The following is a 19,949-nucleotide window of genomic DNA, read 5'->3' on the forward strand; positions in this document are numbered from 1 at the left end:
ACTTCCACGCGATCTTCGCCAACACCGGTGCCGAGGCCGTCGAGGCCGCCATCAAGCACGCCTCGCTCATCCTGCGTATGCGGGCGGCTGCGTCGGAGGCGTTCTCCTCCAAGCGGCCCTTGGTCTTCTCGGCCTTGCCCTTCATCTCGAGTCCGGTGTCGCCGGCAGCCGCGCCGGTCTCTTCCTTGACCTTGCCCTTGACCTGGTCGGCCTTGCCCTTGATCTTGCCCATGTCCTCTTCCTTCCCACTCGGGGTCCCCGGGGCCGCGCTACCCGGACTCCCGGTTCCGACCGGGACCGGCCGGACCTGTTCCTCACGGCCCACTCCCGGCCGCTGCCGCTTGGCCTCCATGCCGCGCGCACCGTCGTCGCGGTCCCGATCCGGTCGGGGAGGGGAAGACCCGCCGCCTCCGGCGGTGTCCCGGCTCACCATCGGTACCAGCGGGCCGATTCGGTCCGCTTGAAGAAGCCGAGCAGCCACACCACGAGGACCGCCAGCGCGATCCACCAGAGTGCCTGCACGGCGAACCCGGCACCGAACAGGATGAGGATGACCAGGAGCAGCAGGAGCAGCGGAACCATGCCGAACCTCCTCGCGTAGTCGCGGGCGTCTCTGTCCTGACCCGCGCCTGCCCGGCGGCGTCCCGCCCATGCAGCGGATGCCGGCGTTCCGTCCGGGCCGTCGGCGGACGCCCGGCCCGTCAGTCCTTGCCGGTGCGGCGCAGCACCGCTCCGAGGTGGTGCTGGAGGGGCAGGCCGACGGCGGCGAGGTCGTGGCGGAACTCCAGGGTGGTACCGCCGTCCGTGAGGGTGTACCGGCGGCGGGTCGCGGTGACGTCCTTGGCGGTGGGGGTCAGGGCGACCCGGTCGGTGGCGAGGTCCACGAGGGGGCCCTCCACCCGCCCGACCAGTACCTCGGTGATCCCGGTGGGCTGGGTGACCAGCGCCTCCACCCGCCCCTCCGGCTGGAGGCGCCACCAGCCGCTCTCCCGGGCCGCGGGCCGCACGGGGGCGCCCTCCGCGTCGACGATCCAGGCGCGGGCCTCGTACCGGAGGAACGGGCGGCCGTCGTGGCTGAAGCTGACCTCCTGCGCGTAGGAGAAGCCGGATTCCAGGCTCGGGTACTCGCCTCGCCCCTCCCCCGTCCACGTGCCCAGCAGGCCGGTGACGGGGGCGAGCAACGGGTGCGGGGCGGGCGGGTTCTCCGGGTCGAGGGAGTCGGGGTAGGGCAGGTGGGCGGAGCCGGGCATGGCGGGCCTTCCGTGGTCGGTGGTACGCGTGCGCGCGATGACCCACGCAGCCTAGGCGGCCGCGTCGTCCTCGTGGCGCACTCCGCGGGGTGGCCGCGGGGCGCCCGGTGTTGGGTGTCGGGTCGCGCGGACGGCTGTCGTCCGGGAGGTGACCGTCCTGCCTCGCTCGCCGTCAAGAGGTGAACGCGCCAGGGGTTCGACGGGCGTCCAACTCCCCTTTTTGTTTCATGTATTGACACTGCCCGGACGGCGGACTTACGTTTTCGGCCGTCTGAGAGCGCTCTCAATCATGGTTCGCGGTCCCGCGACCCCGTCCCGGAACCGGTCCGAGTACGGCCCCTCCCTCCCCCCGCCACGACCCGAGGAGCCCCATTTGTCACCCCCACGCTTCCGGCCGGCCGCAGCGCTGGTCCTGACCGCCGCGCTCGCGGCGGCCGGTCTGTCCGCCGCCCCCGCCGGGGCCGCCACCATCCCCGTGGGCAGCGGGAGTTATTCCGATGTCCGACCCGCGGGCACCTCCGGTCCCACCACGAACACCGGCACCCCGGTCCGCCCCAAGGTGACCGCGGCGGCCCAGGGCAAGCCGGTGCCCACCAACGATTGGTGGTCCTCCCTCGCCTTCCAGCGGTACGGGGACAATCCGTGGTCCACGCCGATGTACGGGCATCCGCTCACCTACCAGGCGGTCGCCTCCGGTCTGGAGATCGGCTACCCGACGGCCCCCACCATCACCGGTGACGGCCGGCAGTACGAGTACCCGCACCGCCGGGACCTGACCCTCGGCCTCTCCGGCCTGAACTCACCGGACACCAAGGCCGACGCCTGGTCGGACTGGACCGTCACCCCCGCCTGGTCCGACGGCGCCCGCACGCTCCGGGCGACGATCGGCCACGGTCTGCCCTTCGTATACGCCAAGGGCACCGGCGGCAACGCGCAGATCACCACGGCGGCGGCGCCCACGGTCTTCGCCGACCAGGGCAACGTGCTGGGCATCACCGTCTCCGGGCACCACTACGCCCTGTTCTCGCCCACGGGCACGGACTGGAACGTCTCCGGATCCACCGTCACGGCCGGGCTCGGCGGGAAGGACTACTTCTCGGTGGCCGTGCTCCCGAGCACGGACGCCCTGGCGCTCTACCGGAAGTACGCCTTCAGTTTCGTGACGGGCTCCACCGTGTCCTGGTCCTCCACGGGCGGGACAGTCGGGGCCACGTACACCCTCGCCACCACCCCGCAGGAGGGCACCGAGCGGGGCACGCTCCAGGCCCTCTACCGGCACCAGTGGCTGCGGACGAGCGATCCGCTCACCGCGTACACCTACGTCTCGCCGCGGGGCACCATGAAGGTCCGCGAGGGGGTGTCCTTCCGCACCTCGCAGAAGGCGGCCCCGGTGCTCCCGGCGCTGCCGCGCACCTCCGCGGTGGACGCGGCCCGCCTGCGCGGCCAACTCAACGAGGTGGTGAACTCCGCCGACCCCTTCTCCGGGGCGGTGGACACGTACTGGACCGGCAAGGCCCTCGGGAAGCTGGCGCAGTTGGTGCCGCTCGCGGAGCAGATCGGTGAGACGGGCATCCGGGACCGGCTGCTGGGACTCCTCAAGGGCCGCCTGCAGGACTGGTTCACGGCCGGCGGGGCGAACGAGTTCTCCTACGACCGGGACTGGAAGACCCTGACCGGCTACCCGGCCTCGTACGGCAGCGACACCGAACTCAACGACCACCACTTCCACTACGGCTACTACGTGTACGCGGCGGCGTTGATCGCCCAATACGACCCCGCGTGGGCGGCCGACTCGGCCTGGGGCGGGATGGTGAAGACCCTGATCCGGGACACCGCCAACCCCAGCCGCACCGACACGGCGTTCCCCTTCCTGCGCGGCTTCGACGTGTACGCGGGCCACGGCTGGGCCTCCGGGCACCAGGGGTTCGCGGCAGGCAACAACCAGGAGTCCTCCTCGGAGTCCACCAACCTGAGCGCCGCGCTGGTGCTGTGGGGGTCGGCCACGGGGGACGCGGCCCTGCGCGACCTGGGCTCGTACTTGTTGGCCACGGAGGGCGAGGCCATCGCCCAGTACTGGTTCGACGCCGACCAGCAGGTGTTCCCCGGGGCGTTCGGGCACGACACGGCCGGCATGGTGTGGGGCAGCGGGGCCGCCTACGCCACCTGGTGGACGGCCAACCCGGAGGAGATCCACGGCATCAACGTGCTCCCCGTCACCGCCGGCGGCTCCCTGCACCTGGGCGGCCACAAGGAGGCCGTCCGGCGCAACCTCGCCGAGATGGAACGGGAGAACGGCGGACCGGCCGTCGAATGGCGCGACCTGCTGTGGGAGTTCCAGTCCCTGGCCGATCCGGGCGCGGCCCGGGCCAAATGGGACGCCGGGCACGCGGGCTACACCCCGGAGGCGGGGGAGACGAAGGCCCACACCTACCACTGGATCACCGGCATGGACGCGCTCGGGGCGCCCGACACCTCCGTGACCGGTTCGGTGCCGACCTCGGCGGTGTTCGCCAAGGGCACGACCCGCACCTACGCGGCCCACAACTACGGCGGGGCGACCTTGCGGGTCACCTTCTCCGACGGCGGCGTCCTCGACGTCCCGGCCCGCTCCACGGCCACGGGGACGGGCACCGCGGGCCCGGGACCGGATCCGGACCCCGATCCGCCCACCGGGAACACCTTCCGACTGCGGTCCGACGGCACCCTGAGCACGGCCGCCGCCGGTTCGGCGGTCACCGTCACGGTGCCCTCCGCGGACGGCGCCAACCACGACGGCACCCCGTACCGGCCGCTGGTCTTCCAGGCCCGGGGCGTCAACGGGACACTGCGGGCGGGCGCCGCCACCACCTTCCGGCTGCCGGTGGACGCCGGTTCGTCGGTGGCGCTCGGCCAGCAGGCCCGGGTCAGCTACGACCTGACCGGTGACGGCACCTTCGACCGCACGGAGACCTACCACTACTTCGCCACGGACCCGGTGCCGGGCTGGGAGGACTACACCCAGGCCCGCGGGCTGCGGTCGACCACGGGCAGCCTCGGGGACCTGCGCGGCGGCACGGTCCGGGTGGAGGTGTGGAGCGCCATCGGCAACGCCCCGGGCTCGCTCCAGACCGGCACCGACCGGTCCGTGCTCGTCATCCCCTACGACTGACCCGTCGCGCGGCGGGACCGCCTGACCGGTCCCGCGGCGGCAGGCGCGGTGGGTCGCGCGGCGGGCACCGGGATTCCGGTGCCCGCCGTTCGCGCGTTCGCGGCGGCTCCACGTGCCCACCCGCGCCGGGGCCGCGGGGCACCGGGGCGGAGGTCAGGCCGATCCGCGCCGGACCAGCACCGTCGGGGTGACCACGGACTCCACCGGCTCGCCGGCGGGCCCGTCCAGGATCCGCATCAGGAGCCGCACCATCAACCGGCCCATGCCCTCCACGTCCTGACGCACGGTGGTGAGGGGCGGATCGGTCCTGCGGACCACCGAGGGCGTGTCGTCGAACCCGACCACGGCCACGTCCTCCGGCACCCGGCGGCCGCGTTCCCGGAGCACGCGCAGGGCCCCGGCGGCCATCAGGTCGTTGGCGGCGAACACCCCGTCGAGCCCGGGACGCCGGTCCAGGAGCTCCGCCATGGCCCGGGCCCCGCTCTCCTCGGTGAAGTCCCCGGCGGCGAGCAGCACAGGGTCCGCCTCCGGCAGCACCTCGTGGTAGCCGGCCAGCCGGTCCAGGGCGGAGGTCTGGTCCGGCGGCCCGGCGATGTGCGCGACGGTCCGGCAGCCGCGGGCCACCAGGTGGGCGACGGCGGCACGGGCCCCGCCGCGGTTGTCGGCGTCCACGAAGGGCACGGCTGGGCCGCCCCGGGAGACCGGTCGGCCCCCGTGCACGGTCGGCACCCGCGGCCGGGCGGTGAGCGCGGAGAGCTGGTCGTCGGTGTGGAGGGACAGGGCCAGGACGCCGTCCACGTGGCCGCCGCCGAGGAAGCGGGAGATGCGCGCGCCGTCCCCCGGGCCCTCCACCCACAGCAGGACCAACTGGGTGTCGTACGCGGCCAGCTCGCGGCTGATGCCGCGGATCTGCTGCTCGAAGTACGGGTCGGAGAAGATCCGGAACTCCGGCTCGGCGATGAGGACGGCCACCGCGCCGTTGCGGCGGGTCACCAGGGCCCGGGCGGCCTGGTTGGGGACGTAGCCCAGCTCCTCGACGGCCCGTCGGACCTTCTCCGCCACCGGGGCCCGCACCCCGGCCCCGCCGTTGACGACCCGGGAGACGGTGGCCCGGGACACCCCGGCCAGCGCGGCCACGGCCTCCAGCGTCGGCCGGGACTCCTGCTCGGGCAAGGGGGCTCCTCCGTTCACCGCGCTGCCGCTCCGCCGCAGGTCAGGATAGACGCCCCGGGGCGCGGAGGAGGGGACTCCCCGGAGCCCGTCCCGGCCCCGGTGGAGCGGTGGCCCGCGCCGGGGCCGTTCGCGTTCCCCCCGCGGGGGCCCGCGGGCACGAGGGGGCTCCGGGGCGCGCGGCCGGTCAGCCGATGACGAGGTCCGCGCGCTCCCTGCCGGCGGCGATCAGACGCGCGTTGGCCTCGTCGGACCGCGTCACCCAGGCCCGGGCGGCCTCGGGGGCCTTGCCGTGCCGGACGTGCCGGTCGACCAACCGACGGACCCGCAGGTTCTCCTCGGGCGCCAGGTACCAGACCTCGTCGAGGAGCGGCCGGATCCCGGCCCACCCGCCGTCGGCGTGCAGCAGGTAGTTGCCCTCGGTGATGACCAGGGGGACCTCGGGGGCGACGGGGATGCTGCCGGCGACCGGTTCCTCCAGGGCCCGGTCGAAGGCCGGGGCGTAGACCGTGGCGGTGCCGGGGGCCCTCAGTCGCGCCAGGAGCGCGGTGTACCCGGCGGCGTCGAAGGTGTCGGGGGCGCCCTTGCGGTCCGCCCGGCCCAGGCGTGCCAGCTCGGCCCCGGCCAGGTGGAAGCCGTCCATCGGGACCACCACGGCGCAGTCGGGGCCGAGGAGTCCGGCGAGGCGTGCGGCCAGGGTGGACTTGCCCGCGCCGGGAGGCCCGGTGATCCCGAGGATGCGGCGGCCGCCCCGGCGGACCAGGGCACCGGCCCGGGCGGCCAGGGCGATCAGCTCGGCGGTGGCGTCCGGTCCGGCGGCTCCCGGTGGGCCGCAGGTGCCGCCCAGTCGGCCGGTGCCGCCGGGGCCGTCGCCCCCGGGGCCGCCCTCGGGGCCCGTCGTGCCGGTCCGTCCCGTTCGGGTGCCGTGCGTGTCGGTCGACCGCATGGTCGCCCTCCCTCCTCGCCGGAAGCCAATACGGTAGCGGGCCTTCCGCTCGGTCCGTCCCCGGCCGGTCGGTTTCGCGGCGCTGCCGTGGCGCGCGGGAGGTTCGGGTGCCGGGGGCGGGAAGGTCCGCCGACCGACTGAAAACGATCACCCATTGGCCATAAGTGATCATATTTTCTGACGTACCGACAGGAATCGCGTGCATAGCTGACGGCATGGCTCCTCTTCGGCGAACGACCGCACGCGCGGCGCGCCTCTGCTGCGCGTCGGCCGCCTGCGCCCTCCTGTCCGTGACGCCCGCCTGGGCCGCGGCGCCGTCCGGTCCGGAGCCGGTCCCCGCGGTGTCGGGCCCCGCCCGCACCTCCCCCGCCCCCACAGGAACCGCCACCGTCCCGGTCACCACGCCGCCGCCGGCGGCGGGCACGACCCCGCCGGGCCGGACCCCCGGCCCGCCCTCGGCCACGCCCCGGGAGCTCGACGCCCTCCCCGCGGAGGAGCCCGTCGCGGCCCCGGGAGGCCACGCCGACCTCGGCGTGACCGCCACGGTGCGACCGGTACGAGCCGCCGGGGAGGACCCAGCGGAGCGGCCGGCCGCCGGGGCCTCGGCGCGCCTGGCCCCGGAGACGTACGACTACCTGCTGACGGTGACCAACCACGGGCCCTCGACGGCCCGCGGGGTCCGGATCACCGACCGCCTGCCGGAGGCGCTGGAGTTCGTCTCCTCACGGGACGGCTGCACCGCCGCCGGGCGCACCGTCCGCTGCGGACCGCTGCCCTCCCTCGCCGTCCGGGCCACCCACACCTGGGTGATCACGGTCCGGCTCGCCGCCGGTTACACCGGCGAGGGCGAGGACATCACCAACGAGGCCGAGGTCGGGTCCGACACCGTCGACCCCGAGGCCCGCAACGACAAGACCTCCCTGACCGGGCTGGTCATCCCGCCCAGCGCGCGCGTGGCGGACCTCTCCCTCCACAAGACGGCCCTGCTCCCGGAGGGCCGCAGGAGCCTGCGGCCCGGGGAGAAGTTCACCTACCTGATCACCGTCCGCAACGCGGGACCGGCGACCGCCCGGCAGCTGTCCGTCACCGACCGCCTGCCGGAACCCCTGTCCTTCGTCTCCTCCCCACAAGACTGCGCCCCCGTCCCCGGCTCGGACCGCGAGGTGGTCTGTCCGGCACTGGACCGGCTGCCGACGGGGGCGACGGCGGAGTTCCGGATCACCGTGCGGGTCGCGGAGGGGGACCGCGCCACTCCCTCGCGCACCACCTGCACGCCGGTGGACAACATCGCCCGGGTCACCTCCGCCAGCCACGACCCCGACCTCTCCGACAACGCCAACCGACCCGGCACCACCGGTCCCGGCGGCGGCCGCCTGTGCCTGGGCCGTGCGGACGGCAAGGGCGAGGAGGAAGACGGGGGCCACCACGGGGGCAAGGAGGAACACGGCGGCCACTCCGGCGGCAGCGGCCACGGACGCGGCGACCTCGCGGAGAGCGGCGCCGGCATCCCCGGCTGGGCCCCCTGGGCCGCCGGCTCACTCGTGGCGAGCGGGGCCGGCCTGCTGCTCGCCGCACGGGCCCGCAACCGCGCCCGCGCCGAGCGGTGACCGCCCCGCCCGGCGCCCCCGCACCGGGCGCGCGGCCCGCCGCACCCACCCACCGGGCCGTTCACGACCACGACCGGACCCACGACCGCGAGGACCGTACGAGAATGACATCGCGCTGGAGCGCCCGCCGGCGCCGGGCCGCCGTTCCGCTGCTGTGCGCCCTCGTGCTGGCGGGCCCCTCGTACGCGGCGGCCCCGCCTCCCACCGACGACGGACGACGCTCCTCGCCCCGCGCCCTCTCCTTCCCCGTCAAGGAGACCTTCGACAGCTCCACCAACCTGGGCACCGCCAGCGGCAACGCGAGCTATCCGACCGGCGGCGGCTGGTTGCGGCTCACCCCGGCCAGCGCCACCCAGGCCGGCACCTGGAAGATGAAGGACTCCTTCTCGTCCGGCCTGGGCATCGTCGCCGAGTTCACGTACGCCACCTACGGCGGCAGCACCTACGACGGCAAGCGCGGTGACGGGCTGTCCTTCTACCTCACGGACGGCTCGGCCGCCGACGCCGTGGGCCCCTCCGGGGGCAGCCTCGGCTACGCCTGCTCGGGCGCGGCCTCACGGTGCGTCACCTCCGGGGTTCCGGGGGCCTACCTGGGCGTGGGGCTCGACGAGTTCGGCAACTTCTCCTCGGCGGGCGTGGGCAACGGCGGCCCCGGCACCCAGGCGAACAAGATCGTGGTGCGCGGCGGGGGCAACGGCACCAGCGGCTACCGGTACGCGACCGCCGCCGACGGGCCGGGTGCCACGGTGGAGACGGGCAGCCGCGCCAACAAGCGCAAGATCCGGATCTCGCTGCTGCCCAGCGGCACCAGGATGCTGCTGTCGGTGTGGTCCGACAGCGGGCCGGGCACCACGATGGCCCGGCTGGTCACCGACCACGACGTCACGGCGATCACCTCCCAACCCGCCCTGCCCGCCACCCTCAAGGTGGGTTTCTCGGCCGGCACGGGCCTGGCGACCAACATCCACGAGATCGACGACCTGACGATCAACGTGCCCGCGGACCTCAGCATCACCAAGTCCGGCGGCCCGACGCCCGTACCGGCCGGGGGCGGCCCGGTGACGTACACGCTGACGGTGGCCAACAGCGCCGACAACGAGGTCACCGGGGCCGTGGTCCGCGACACCGTGCCGGGCCTGACCGACGTGACCTGGACGTGCAAGGCCGGTACGGGCGGCACCTGCGGCCGGGCCTCCGGGAGCGGCAACACCCTGGACACCACCGCCGATTTCAAACGCAACGGCACCGTCACCTACACCATCACCGGGACGGCGCCCGCCCAGCCCACCTCGCTGAGCAACACCGCCACCGTGACCGCCCCCGCCGACCGCACCGACACCGATCCCACGGACGACAGCGCCACCGCGCCGGACATCACCGTCACCGCCCGCGCCGATGTGGCCGCGCTGAAGGAGGCCCTGGGCAGCGGGCCGGTGGCCCCCGGCGAGGAGTTCGGCTACCGGATCACCGCCCGCAACCTGGGCCCCTCCCACACCGGTACCGTGCTGATGTCCGACACCCTGCCCGCGCCCCTGCGGTTCGTGTCCTCCCCGGACGGCTGCACGGCCGACGGCCAGGTGCTCTCCTGCCCGGTACGCGGCCCCCTCAACGCGGGGAACACCGTGTCCTGGACCGTCCGGGTCCGGCTCGACCCCGCCTACCAGGGGGACGGTTCCGACCTCGGGAACACCGCCTCGGTACGGCACTCCGTGACCGACCCCCAGCCGGACAACAACACGAGCACGGCGTCCTCCCCGCCCGGTGGGGTGGCGGCCGCCCGGGCCGACCTGGCCCTCACCAAGACGGTGCAGGACCGCGCGCCGGTGGCCCCCGGCGAGACCTTCACCTACACGGTGGCCGTGCGCAACGCCGGCCCCTCGGTGGCCCGTCAGGTCTCGGTGACGGACCCGCTGCCACCCGCCCTGTCCTTCGTCTCGGCACCCGCGGGCTGCACCGCCACCGGGCAGCAGGTCACCTGCGGCACCGAGGCCGCCCTGGCGGTCGGCGGCAGCCGCTCGTGGACCTTCACCGTCCGCCTGGACCCCGCCTTCTCCGGGGACGGCGCCACGGTGCGCAACACGGCCACCGCCAAGGCCGTCACCGCGGACCCGAACCAGGCCGACAACAGCGGCAGCGCCGGGGTGCCCGGCGGCCGGACGGCCCCGCCCACGGCCGATCTGGAACTCGCCAAGAAGGCCACCGCGGGCTGACACCCGCCCCAAGGACTCCCGTACAGCGCTCTGTACGGTCTCTCACGCACGAAACGGAAACGATGCGCGATGACGACGACACCAGGCCGGCGGACGGCGGCCGGGGCCCTGGCCCCGCTGCTCTGCGCGGGAGCCCTGTGGGCCGCCCCGGCGCCCGCGGCCGCGCAGCCGGCACCGGCCCTGTCCGCGGTGGCCGCCCCGCTCGCGGGGGCGGGCCCGTCCCGGACCGGGCGGACCGTCGAGGTGACGGCCCGGCACAGCCGGGCCCCCGGTGAGCTGATCACCTACACCCTCACCGCGCGCAACAAGGGACCGTCGGTGGCCCGGAACGTCACGGCGACGGACCGGCTGCCCACCGGCATCACCTTCGTCGGTTCCTCCGACGGCTGTTCGGCCACCGGGCAGACCGTCACCTGCGGCCCGGAACCGCAGCTCGCCGCCGGCCAGACGAAGAGCTGGAGCTTCCAGGCCAAGCTGAGCGCCTCCTACCAGGGCGACGGCTCCGATCTCGGCAACAGCGCCACCGGCACCTCCGACGCCACCGACCCCGACCCGGGCAACAACAAGCCCGACCCGGTGCTTCCGCCCGGCCCCTTCGACCCCGTGTCGGACCTGGTGACGGTGAAGACCCCGCTGGGTCCGGGGCCGACCGTGCCCGGCCAGGAGTACGAGTACGAGGTCCGCACCGTCAACAAGGGGCCCTCGGACGCCCGCAACGTGCTGATCACCGACACCCTGCCCGACGGACTGTCCTTCGTCTCCTCCGCCGACCCCTGCACCGCCTCCGGCCGGACCGTGACCTGCGGCCCGCAGGCCCGGCTCGTGCCCGGCGGCGACGTGATCTGGACCTTCAAGGTGAAGCTGGACGCGGCCTACACCGGGGACGGCAGCGACCTCCGGAACACCGCTACCTCCTCCTCGGCCTCGAAGGAGCCCGTACCGGAGGACAACACCTCCAAGCCGGTGCTGCCGCCGGGCGGGGTCACCGCGCCGCAGGCGGACGTGTGGACCGCCAAGCGCCCCGCCACGGACACCCCGATCGCCCCGGGTCAGACCTTCGAGTACCTGGTGACCGCCACCAACGACGGCCCCTCGCGGGCCGTGGACACCGCCGTCACCGACAAGCTGCCCGCCCCGCTGGCCTTCGTCTCCTCCCCCGACGGCTGCACCGCCACCGACGGCACCGTGTCCTGCGGCCCGGTGGCCGTGCTGGACCCGGGCAAGGCGAAGACCTGGCGGTTCACGGTCCGACTGGACAGCAGCTACACGGGCAACGGCTCCGACATCCGCAACACGGCCACCGCCACGGCCAAGACGAAGGACCCGAAGCCGGAGAACAACACCAGCAGCCCCGCGGGCCTGCCGGGCAGCACCGTGAACAAGCCGACCGCCGACCTCGCCGTCACCAAGGAGGCCGTGGGCACGAGGCCGCCGGTGCCGGGCGAGAACTTCGACTACCGGATCCGGATCACCAACAACGGCCCCTCCGCGGACGCGTTCAACGTCAAGCTGACGGACAACCTGCCCGAGGGCCTGTCGTACGTGGCCTCCTCCCCCGCCGGGTGCACCGTGGCCGGACGCCTGGTGTCCTGCAAGCGGACCGCGCCGCTGAAGGTCGGAGAGACGGTCGAGTACCTGCTGACGGTCAAGGTCGACCCGGCGTACATCGGTGACGGCAGCGACCTGCGGAACACCGCGGAGGTCACGGCCGACAACATCGACCCGGCGAGCGAGAACGACAAGGGCACGGCGACGGTCCCCGGCGGCCACGTGGCCGAGCCCTCGGCCGACCTGGCGATCGTGAAGAAGCCGGTGCAGACGACGCCGGTGGCCCCCGGCGAGACCTTCGACTACGCGATGACGGTGACCAACAACGGCCCCTCGCAGGCCGACCAGGTCTCGGTGACGGACACCCTGCCGACGGCGCTGAGCTTCGTCTCCGGCGACCCGACCTGCACCTCGGGTCGGACCGTCACCTGTGGTCCGCTGCCGCACCTGGCGCCGGGCGCCTCCGTCACCTGGGTGATCAAGGTGAAGCTGGACCCGGAGTACGCCGGCGACGGCTCCGACATCCGCAACACCGCCACGGTGGACGCGCAGACCGCCGACCCCCGGCCCGCGAACAACACCAGCGCGGCCGCCGGCCCGCCCGGTGGGACGGTGAAGGAACCCACCGCCGACCTGGAGGTGGGCAAGACGACCCCGTGACGGCCGGTCGCCTCACCCCCTGACGGCCCGGCGTGACGGCCCGGAGGCCCGGACTCCCCTCGGAGTCCGGGCCTCCGGCCGGTCGGGGCCGCCGACGGATGCCCGTCAGGCCTCGATCAGCCCGGCCCGGATGGCGTAGCGGGTGAGCTCCAGGCGGTCGCGCAGGCCCAGTTTCTGGAGCAGGTTGGCGCGGTGCCGTTCCACGGTCTTGGCGCTGATGACCAGGATGTCGCCGATCTCCTTGGAGGTGTGGCCCTCGGCGACGAGCTTGAGGATCTCCTCCTCGCGTTCGGTGATGGGGCGGGCGGGCAGCCCGGCCCCGGTCCTGATCCGGTCCAGGTAGCTGCGGATCAGGGTGCTCTCGGCGCCCGGATAGATGAACGGCTCGTCGCGCAGCGCGGCCCGGCACGCCTCCACCAGGTCGCGGTCGGCCACCGACTTCGGGACGTACCCGCTGGCCCCGGCCTTCAGGGCCTCGAAGAAGTACTGCTCGTTGTCGTACATGGTGAGCATCAGGATCCGCAGGTCGGGGCGGAGCCGGGAGAGCTCGCGGGCGGCCTGCAGACCGGTCTGCCGGGGCATGGCGATGTCGAGGATCGCCAGGTCCAGGCCGGGGTCGCGGCGGGCCTCGGCGACGGCTCCGGCCCCGTCCTCCGCCTCGGCGACCACCGTGAGGTCGGGTTCGGAGTCCAGGATGAGCCGGACGCCGCTGCGGACGAGCGCGTGGTCGTCGGCGAGCAGGATGCGGGCCGGTGCGGTCATGGGCGGGGTCCCCCGGGGTGGGCTGCGGTGGTGGTGAGGCGGACTTCGGTGCCGCCGCCTGGTCCGGGGCCGATGGTCAGGGCGGCCCCGATGAGAAGGGCGCGCTCGCGCATGCCCTGGATGCCGGCGCCCGGCGGGGCGCCGCCGGTCCCGCGGCCGTCGTCGCGGACCAGCAGGACGGTGTTGCCGCCGGGCAGCGCGCGCAGGTGCAGTTCGACGCGGCGGGCCCCGGCGTGTCGGGCCGCGTTGGTGAGGGCTTCCTGTGCCACCCGGTACAACACCAGCTCGGTGGCGGGGTCCAGGACCGGCAGGCCGGGGGTGATGTGCGCGCCGACGCTGAGTCGGAAGGCGGTGAACTCGGCGGCCAGCGAGCGCAGGGCGCTGTGCAGCCCGAGTTCTTCGAGGACGCCGGGGCGCAGTCGGCGGGCGATCCGCCGGATCTCGTCCAGGCTGGCGCGGGTGGTCTCCTGGGCCTGGCGGAGGTCGCCGCGGACCGGTTCGGGGGTGCGGTCCGCGGCGTGCTTGAGCTGGAGCAGGACGGCGGTGAGGGTCTGGCCGATCTCGTCGTGGAGTTCCTGCGCGATGCGGCGGCGCTCCTCTTCGAGTGCGGAGAGGACCCGGCCGGTGCTGGCGGCGCGTTCGGCTTCGAGGCGGTCGAGCATGGTGTTGAAGGCCCGGGTGAGTTCGGCGATCTCGTCCCGGCCGGTGGCTTCCGGGCGGTCGGCGGGGGCGAGCAGGTCGGCGGTGGCCATGGCGCGGTTGAGGCGGGCCAGGGGGGCGAGGCCGACGCGGAGCAGAGCGGCGTTGGCGACGAGCATGGCGGCCAGTCCGCAGCCGAGGACGAGGGCCTCGCCGGCGAGGACGGGGGTCGAGACGGTGACGGGTCCCAGGAGGAGCCCTGCGGCGACCACCAGGACGGCTGCGTTGAGCAGGAAGATCCGCCAGTACAGCGACATGTGACGAGCCCCTCCTGTCGGCCCCCCTCGTCCTCCGCGCCGCTGGGCCCGAGGGCCCGGGTGGATCCGGTCTGACCTGCGATGAAACGTACTACCCCGAGCCATCCTGGCGGGGTGGGGCGGGGCTGTCCATCCGTGACGGCACCCATGTTCGCGGACCCATGTTCGCGGAACGGTCGCGGGCCGGCCCGCAGACCCGCCGCGCGGGCCGCGCCCCCGGTGGGTCGGTGCCGGTGGTCGGTGGTCGGTCCCGGGGCGCGGGCGGGGGCCGGTTTCAGGGGCGGTCGCGGTCGAGGGTGGGCGGGGCGCCGGCGGACTGGGCTCCTTCGGATTCGAGGGTGAGCCGGTCCGGGCCGGTGCGGGTGACGACGTAGAGGTTGCCGGAGGGGCAGGTGAAGGTGGCCCGGGTGTCGGTGGGGTGGCTGGTGACGGCGGCGAGGACGGCGGTGTTCCCGCGGAACTGGCGGAGTTCGAGGGCTTCGGTGCAGCCGAGGTCCCGCCCGGAGCCGATCTCGCGGAGGCTGCTGACCTGCCGTCCCACCAGCTCGCCCACGGATCCGGCGCGGAAGGTGACGGTGACCTCGAAGTCGCGGGTGCGGGCACGGGTGATCCCGTCGGCCTCGGGGGTGCCGGGGCCGGTGCCGGACCAGTTCCCGGTCCAGGCCGCGGGCAGGGCGGTCGGGGTGGCGGCCGCGGGGGTGCCGGAGGCCGCGGACGGAGTCCGGTCGGCCCGGGGGGTGGCCCCTCCCGTTCGGCCGGCGCCGGGGTCCTTGTCGCCCGTCCGGTCGGTGAGGTGCGGCAGGAGGAGGGCCCCGGTGGTGGCCAGGACGGCGCAGCCGGCCGCCGCGGCGAGGAGGAGGTTCCGGCGGGAGCGGACGCGCCCGGCGGCCGGGGTGGCGGTGGGATCACCGGAGGTCGGCGCGGGCGTGCCGGGGAAGGCCGGGAGGGGGGTCGGGTGGGGCGGGGCCTGGGCGGCTCCGGAGGCGTGGGGGCCGGGGCCGTACGGGCCCGCGGCGGCCGGGGCGGGCCCGAAGGAGCCCGGTGGAGTGGCGGCCCGGCCCGGCGGGAGGGCGTCGGGCCGGGACCGCGGGTCGGCGGCGGCCGGGGTCGGGGGTGGGGTCAGGGACGGGTCCGGGTGCTCCGGGGAGCCGTCCGGGGCGTCCAGGAGGGTGCGCAGTTCCGCGGCCCGACGGCCGGTCTCGGCGGTCAGGGTGGCGGGCAGCAGGTGGGCCCACGGCTCTTCGGCGGGTCCGAGGAGGTCCCGCAGTCGGGCCGGGGTGGGGCGGTCGGCGGGGTCCTTCGCCAGGCAGGCCAGGAGCAGGGGAGCCAGGTCCTCGGGGACGCCCTCGGTGCGGGGCTCGTCGTGGACGATCCGGTACAGCAGCTGCGGCAGCCCGGTCTCGCCCGCTCCGTCGAAGGGTCCGTGTCCGGTGGCGGCGTGGACGAGGACGGCGGCGAGGGAGAACACGTCGGCCGGTGCGGCGACGTGGACTCCCGTGGCCTGTTCGGGGGCGAGGAATCCGGGGGTTCCGACGACCGCCCCGGTGCGGGTGCGCCGGGGGTCGTGGGCGGCGCGTGCGATGCCGAAGTCGATCAGGTAGGGGCGTTCGGGGCCGAGGAGGACGTTTCCGGGCTTGAGGTCGCGGTGGACGACCCCGGCCTCGTGGACGGCGCCGAGGGCCGCGGCGAGCTCGCGGGCGAGGGAGCGCAGGGCGTCGGCGGGGAGCGGCCCGTGCCGTCGGACCCACTCACCGAGGGAGGGGGCCGCGACGTACTCGGTGGCCAGCCACTGCGGGGCCGCACCGGGCGGGCTGTAGTCGACCACGGAGACCGTCCAGGGCGAGCGGACCCGGTCGCTGGTGCGGATCTCGCGGGCGAAGCGCTCCGCGAAGTCCGGTTCCTCTGCGAGGTCGCGGTGCACGGTCTTGAGGGCGAGGGGCCGTCCGGAGCGGGTGCGGGCCAGGAAGACCTCGCCCATGCCGCCTTCGCCGAGCCGGGCCAGCAGTCGGTAGCCGCCGATCTCCGGCGGGTCTCCGGGCCGCAGTGGTTCCACCGTTCCCCCTGTCCCCTGGGTGCGCGGCGGTCCGCGCCCCTCCCGAGGCGGCCGCCCGGTGGGCACCTTACGGGACGGCTCGGACGGGGACGCGGGCCGGGAGGGCGGGGCGGCTCGGCGGGGGCGGCGCGGGCCCCGGGGGCGGGCGGGGCGGCTCAGGCCGGGAGGTTCAGCTGCCAGGAGACCCCGAAGCGGTCGTTGACCCAGCCGAAGCGACGGCTGAAGCCGTAGTCGCCGAGGGGCATCAGCTCGGCCCCACCTTCGGAGAGGGCCGCGTAGAGCCGTTCGAGTTCGGGCTCGTCGGCGCAGCGCACGAAGAGGGAGACGGCCGGGGTGAAGCCGAAGGCGTGCTCCTGCGGGCTGTCGATGCACATGTACCGCTGCCCGGCCAGGGCGAAGACGGCCAGCTGGACCGTACCCTCGGGGCCGGGGCCGTCGGCTCCGTAGCGGGTGATCTCGACGATCTCGGAGTCCTCGAAGAGCGACAGGTAGAAGGTCATGGCCTCCTCGGCCCGGCCCTCGAACATGAGGAAGGTGTGGATCTTCTGCGGGTCTGCGGTACCGGTCATGCGGGTGGCTCCCTCTGCCGTCGGTCCCGGGCTGCTGGGTCCCGGGTCTCGCCCGGCCGAGGGTAGGGGACGGCGGTGACGGTCCCCGGGTCCGACACCGGGAGGAGGCGGGGGCACCGACCTCGGGAGGGAGCGGGATCCCGGTCGCGAGGTGGGGGCTCGCGGCCGCCCGCGAGGCGTGAGAACTCGCACATTCATTCCCCTTTTGTCCGGATAAGGCGCATGCTGGTCGATGGTCCGGAGCACGGGAGGTCCCGTACGGAAGGCCCCGTACGCACGGGAGCGCGCCGGACAGCACACCGACGGCCGGCACACCGGCCGCGGAACGGCCGACCCCCGGGAGAGACATGCGCCGCGCACGCCACCGCGCCACCGACTGGCGGACCACCCTGCCCCTCGCGGGCGGGGCCGTCGTACTCGGCCTGGGAGCCCTGTACGGCATCGGCCTGGTCACCGCGGGTGACGCCGTGGCGGCGGGCACCCACGTGCACGGGGTGGACATCGGCGGCCTGAGCCCCTCGGCCGCGCGGACCGCGCTGGACAAGGGCCTGGGCCCGGCCGCCGCGGCGCCGATCGGGGTCCGCGTCGGCGACCGGACCGAGCAGATATCCCCGTCCGCCTTCGGCCTGTCCGTGGACACCGACGCCACCGTGCGGGCGGCGGCCCCCGGCGGCCGCGGTCCCGTCGAGGTCATCGGCCGGCTCCTGGCCCCGACCCGCGAGCGCGAGGTGGAGCCGGTGGTCCGGATGGACCCGGAGACAGGGCGCGCCGCCGTCGCGAAGCTGGCCGCCGCGCAGAGCGGGCCCCGCGACGGCGCCGTCCGCTTCGAGGCCGGCAAGGCCGTTTCCACCGCCCCGGCGGGCGGGGTGGTGCTGCGCGAGCAGGAGGCCGCCGAGGCCGTCCGCTCCGCCTACCTCAAGCCCCGTACCGGCCCCGTCGAGCTGCCCGTCAACCGCACCACCCCGACCGTGGACGCGGCGGAGACCGAGCGGGCCCTGCGCGAGTTCGCCCGTCCCGCCATGTCCGGGCCGGTCACCCTGACCCTCGGCAGCGGCGCGGTCCGGCTCTCGCCGGAGCTGATCGGCGCCCACCTCAGCCTCCGCCCCGACGGCGCCGGTCGCCTCGCCCCGCACCTGGACGCCGAGCGGCTGCTCGCCGAGCCCGCGGTGGCCCGTGCCGTCTCCGCGCAGTCGCACGGGGCCGCCCGGGTCACCGCGGTGGACCTCCGCGAATCGGTGATGCCGCTCCTGACGAAGACCGGCTCCGCCGCGCGCACCGGCCCCCTCACGGCGACCGTGGTCCCGCCGGGCATGACCGCCGAGGAGGCGCGCCGGCTGGGCATCAAGGAGGAGGTCTCCTCCTTCACCGTGAAGTTCCCGGCGGCCCCCTACCGGACCACGAACGTCCGACGGGCCGCGGAACTGATCGACGGCTCCCTGGTCCGTCCCGGCGAGACCTGGAGCTTCAACAAGACCGTGGGCGAGCGGACCGAGGAGAACGGCTTCGTCGACGGCATCATGATCAACGACGGCCGTTACGTGAAGTCCCCCGGCGGCGGCGTCTCGGCGGTGGCCACCACCATGTTCAACGCGGCCTTCTTCGCCGGGGTGAAGCCGGTGGAGTACGGCGCCCACTCCTTCTACATCGAGCGCTACCCCGAGGGCCGGGAAGCCACCGTGGCCTGGGGCACCCTCGACCTGCGCTGGCTGAACGACACCGGCAACGCCCTCTACGTGCGCGCCGAGTCCACCGACACGTCCGTGACGATCACCCTGCTCGGCACGAAGAAGTACGACGAGATCCGCGCGGTCAAGGGCCCGCGCACCAAGGTGGTGCCGCCCGGCAAGCAGACGGTGACCGGTCCGACCTGCGAGGTGCAGACCCCGCTCGAAGGCTTCGACGTGAGCGTGGACCGGATCTTCGTGAAGGGCGGCGAGGCGGTCCGCAAGGAGACCTTCCGGACCCACTACACCCCGCGCGACGAGGTCGTCTGCGCCCCGGAGCCCTCCCCCACCGCCTCCGCCCCGGCCGGCGGCGAGGCCGCCCCGGCTTCCGGCACCCCCGCCGCGCCCGGCGGGCCGACCCCGGCGAAACCGGCGCCCGCCGCCACCGGGTCCGGTGCGCCCCGGGAGTGACGCGACCCCGGTGACGGGGTAGGGGGTCCGCGATCCCGCGCCGCCCGGCGCGGGGCGACGGACGGGGGGAGACCCGGTGCGGGAGCGCGACACGGCACGGCGGGACGGCGGCCATCCGGAAGCCGCGGGCGCGGGGGCGCCCGGCGGCGGGAGCCCCGGGCAGGAGGCCGGCGACCCGGGCGACGGAACGATGGGCGCCGCAGAACTCTTCGACGAGGTGGGCCTCGACTACGAGCGGGCCTTCGGCGCCGTGCCGGGGCAACTCGCCGCCCTGGACTGGCTGTCCGCCCGGCTGCGGCCGGGCGCCCGGGTGCTGGACGTGGGCAGTGGCACGGGGCGGCCGACCGCGGCGAGGCTGTCCGCCGCCGGGTTCGCGGTGACCGGGATCGACGTCTCCGCCGCCATGACCGCCCTCGCACGGCGCCAGGTACCCGGGGCGCGGTTCGAGCAGGTCGACGTGCGGGACCACCGGGCCGAACCCGGCTCCTTCGAGGCCGTCTGCGCCTTCTTCCCCCTCCTCATGATGAGCCGCCGTGACGCGGTCGCCGCCCTGCGCCGGATGTCGGACTGGCTCGCCCCCGGCGGGTACCTGGTCTCCGCGACGGTCCCCGCGGACGTGGCCGACCTGCGCATCGCGTGGATGGGCCGCCCCGTCCGCGTCTCCAGCTTCGCCGCCCCCGAGTACGTCCGCCTGGTCCGCGAGGAGTGCGGGCTGGAGGTGCTGCACGAGGAGGTGGCCCTCTTCCGGCCCGCGGGCGACGGCGCGGAACCGGAGGAGCACGTCTTCTGCTACGCCCGCAAGGGGGGCCGGGCACCGGAGTCCGACGCCCGCTGAGCGTGTCCGCCACCCCCGTCGAGCCGGTGGGTGCCGGCGGCGAGGTCCAGGTGGCTGGCGCCGTCCTTGATGGGCTTGGTGGTGGTGATCTCCACCCCAC

15 protein-coding genes are annotated in these 19,949 nt (G+C 74.9%); 6 read left to right on the plus strand and 9 right to left on the minus strand.

The genetic code is table 11. The annotated features are described in order from the left end of the window. The 3 genes from ABTZ17_RS30070 to ABTZ17_RS30080 form a co-directional block, all read right to left on the minus strand. On the minus strand, positions 1 to 232 hold a 232-nt coding region (locus ABTZ17_RS30070; RefSeq protein WP_352198921.1), incomplete at its 3' end, for a CsbD family protein. 194 nt (positions 233 to 426) lie between these two features. Further along, a complete protein-coding gene (locus tag ABTZ17_RS30075; protein WP_352198922.1) occupies positions 427 to 582 on the minus strand; it encodes a hydrophobic protein in 156 nt (51 codons plus the stop codon). 119 nt (positions 583 to 701) lie between these two features. Further along, positions 702 to 1,250, minus strand: a complete 549-nt coding sequence (locus ABTZ17_RS30080) for a heme-binding beta-barrel domain-containing protein (protein ID WP_352198923.1) — start codon at positions 1,248 to 1,250, stop codon at positions 702 to 704. Positions 1,251 to 1,623: 373 nt separating this feature from the next. Between ABTZ17_RS30080 and ABTZ17_RS30085 the strand changes: the two genes are divergently transcribed. Continuing rightward, the gene (locus tag ABTZ17_RS30085; protein WP_352198924.1) at positions 1,624 to 4,398 is read left to right on the plus strand and encodes a glycosyl hydrolase; all 2,775 of its coding nucleotides are present in this window, start codon (positions 1,624 to 1,626) and stop codon (positions 4,396 to 4,398) included. Between the two features lie 153 nt (positions 4,399 to 4,551). Here the strand turns inward: ABTZ17_RS30085 and ABTZ17_RS30090 are convergent, their stop codons facing one another. Both ABTZ17_RS30090 and ABTZ17_RS30095 read right to left on the minus strand, forming a co-directional pair. Beyond that, positions 4,552 to 5,571 (minus strand): LacI family DNA-binding transcriptional regulator, encoded by a 1,020-nt coding sequence (locus ABTZ17_RS30090; RefSeq protein WP_352198925.1) that lies wholly within the window; start codon positions 5,569 to 5,571, stop codon positions 4,552 to 4,554. Positions 5,572 to 5,755: 184 nt separating this feature from the next. Continuing rightward, positions 5,756 to 6,514 carry a nucleoside/nucleotide kinase family protein gene (locus ABTZ17_RS30095; RefSeq protein WP_352198926.1) on the minus strand — a complete coding sequence of 253 codons (759 nt, stop codon included), beginning with the start codon at positions 6,512 to 6,514 and terminating at the stop codon, positions 5,756 to 5,758. A gap of 290 nt (positions 6,515 to 6,804) precedes the next feature. Here ABTZ17_RS30095 and ABTZ17_RS30100 point away from each other — a divergent pair, with 290 nt between their 5' ends. The 3 genes from ABTZ17_RS30100 to ABTZ17_RS30110 all read left to right on the plus strand — a co-directional run bounded on the left by ABTZ17_RS30100 (position 6,805) and on the right by ABTZ17_RS30110 (position 12,539). Then, positions 6,805 to 8,121, plus strand: coding sequence for a DUF11 domain-containing protein (locus tag ABTZ17_RS30100; RefSeq protein WP_352198927.1), 1,317 nt, complete (start codon positions 6,805 to 6,807; stop codon positions 8,119 to 8,121). A 104-nt stretch (positions 8,122 to 8,225) separates the two neighbouring features. Next, positions 8,226 to 10,331: a lectin-like domain-containing protein gene (locus tag ABTZ17_RS30105; RefSeq protein WP_352198928.1), complete on the plus strand. Its 2,106-nt coding sequence runs from the start codon at positions 8,226 to 8,228 to the stop codon at positions 10,329 to 10,331. Positions 10,332 to 10,400: 69 nt separating this feature from the next. Beyond that, the gene (locus tag ABTZ17_RS30110) at positions 10,401 to 12,539 is read left to right on the plus strand and encodes a DUF11 domain-containing protein (RefSeq protein ID WP_352198929.1); all 2,139 of its coding nucleotides are present in this window, start codon (positions 10,401 to 10,403) and stop codon (positions 12,537 to 12,539) included. Between the two features lie 105 nt (positions 12,540 to 12,644). Here the strand turns inward: ABTZ17_RS30110 and ABTZ17_RS30115 are convergent, their stop codons facing one another. The 4 genes from ABTZ17_RS30115 to ABTZ17_RS30130 form a co-directional block, all read right to left on the minus strand. After that, on the minus strand, positions 12,645 to 13,301 hold the full coding sequence (locus ABTZ17_RS30115) for a response regulator (protein ID WP_352198930.1): 657 nt from the start codon (positions 13,299 to 13,301) through the stop codon (positions 12,645 to 12,647). Next, positions 13,298 to 14,257 carry a HAMP domain-containing sensor histidine kinase gene (locus ABTZ17_RS30120; protein ID WP_352198931.1) on the minus strand — a complete coding sequence of 320 codons (960 nt, stop codon included), beginning with the start codon at positions 14,255 to 14,257 and terminating at the stop codon, positions 13,298 to 13,300. Before ABTZ17_RS30120 ends, ABTZ17_RS30115 begins: the two co-directional genes overlap by 4 nt. Before the next feature lie 274 nt (positions 14,258 to 14,531). Beyond that, positions 14,532 to 16,310 (minus strand): serine/threonine-protein kinase, encoded by a 1,779-nt coding sequence (locus tag ABTZ17_RS30125; RefSeq protein WP_352198932.1) that lies wholly within the window; start codon positions 16,308 to 16,310, stop codon positions 14,532 to 14,534. Between the two features lie 155 nt (positions 16,311 to 16,465). Next, positions 16,466 to 16,879 carry a VOC family protein gene (locus tag ABTZ17_RS30130; protein WP_352198933.1) on the minus strand — a complete coding sequence of 138 codons (414 nt, stop codon included), beginning with the start codon at positions 16,877 to 16,879 and terminating at the stop codon, positions 16,466 to 16,468. A 347-nt stretch (positions 16,880 to 17,226) separates the two neighbouring features. On the opposite strand from ABTZ17_RS30130, the gene ABTZ17_RS30135 reads away from it, so the two are divergent. Next, positions 17,227 to 19,014, plus strand: a complete 1,788-nt coding sequence (locus tag ABTZ17_RS30135; protein WP_352198934.1) for a VanW family protein — start codon at positions 17,227 to 17,229, stop codon at positions 19,012 to 19,014. 76 nt (positions 19,015 to 19,090) lie between these two features. Further along, the gene (locus ABTZ17_RS30140) at positions 19,091 to 19,849 is read left to right on the plus strand and encodes a class I SAM-dependent methyltransferase (RefSeq protein WP_352198935.1); all 759 of its coding nucleotides are present in this window, start codon (positions 19,091 to 19,093) and stop codon (positions 19,847 to 19,849) included. The last annotated feature ends 100 nt before the right edge of the window (positions 19,850 to 19,949 follow it).

It is taken from the genome of Streptomyces sp. NPDC097619, from assembly GCF_040302735.1.
GTDB lineage: Bacteria > Actinomycetota > Actinomycetes > Streptomycetales > Streptomycetaceae > Streptomyces.

Excerpts from the sequence above, each read along its gene's own strand:
- ABTZ17_RS30095 (WP_352198926.1), bottom strand. The coding sequence starts at position 6,514 with ATGCGGTCGACCGACACGCACGGCACCCGAACGGGACGGACCGGCACG.
- ABTZ17_RS30075 (WP_352198922.1), bottom strand. The coding sequence starts at position 582 with ATGGTTCCGCTGCTCCTGCTGCTCCTGGTCATCCTCATCCTGTTCGGT.
- ABTZ17_RS30135 (WP_352198934.1), top strand. The coding sequence starts at position 17,227 with ATGCGCCGCGCACGCCACCGCGCCACCGACTGGCGGACCACCCTGCCC.
- ABTZ17_RS30080 (WP_352198923.1), bottom strand. The coding sequence starts at position 1,250 with ATGCCCGGCTCCGCCCACCTGCCCTACCCCGACTCCCTCGACCCGGAG.
- ABTZ17_RS30110 (WP_352198929.1), top strand. The coding sequence starts at position 10,401 with ATGACGACGACACCAGGCCGGCGGACGGCGGCCGGGGCCCTGGCCCCG.
- ABTZ17_RS30120 (WP_352198931.1), bottom strand. The coding sequence starts at position 14,257 with ATGTCGCTGTACTGGCGGATCTTCCTGCTCAACGCAGCCGTCCTGGTG.
- ABTZ17_RS30105 (WP_352198928.1), top strand. The coding sequence starts at position 8,226 with ATGACATCGCGCTGGAGCGCCCGCCGGCGCCGGGCCGCCGTTCCGCTG.
- ABTZ17_RS30130 (WP_352198933.1), bottom strand. The coding sequence starts at position 16,879 with ATGACCGGTACCGCAGACCCGCAGAAGATCCACACCTTCCTCATGTTC.
- ABTZ17_RS30115 (WP_352198930.1), bottom strand. The coding sequence starts at position 13,301 with ATGACCGCACCGGCCCGCATCCTGCTCGCCGACGACCACGCGCTCGTC.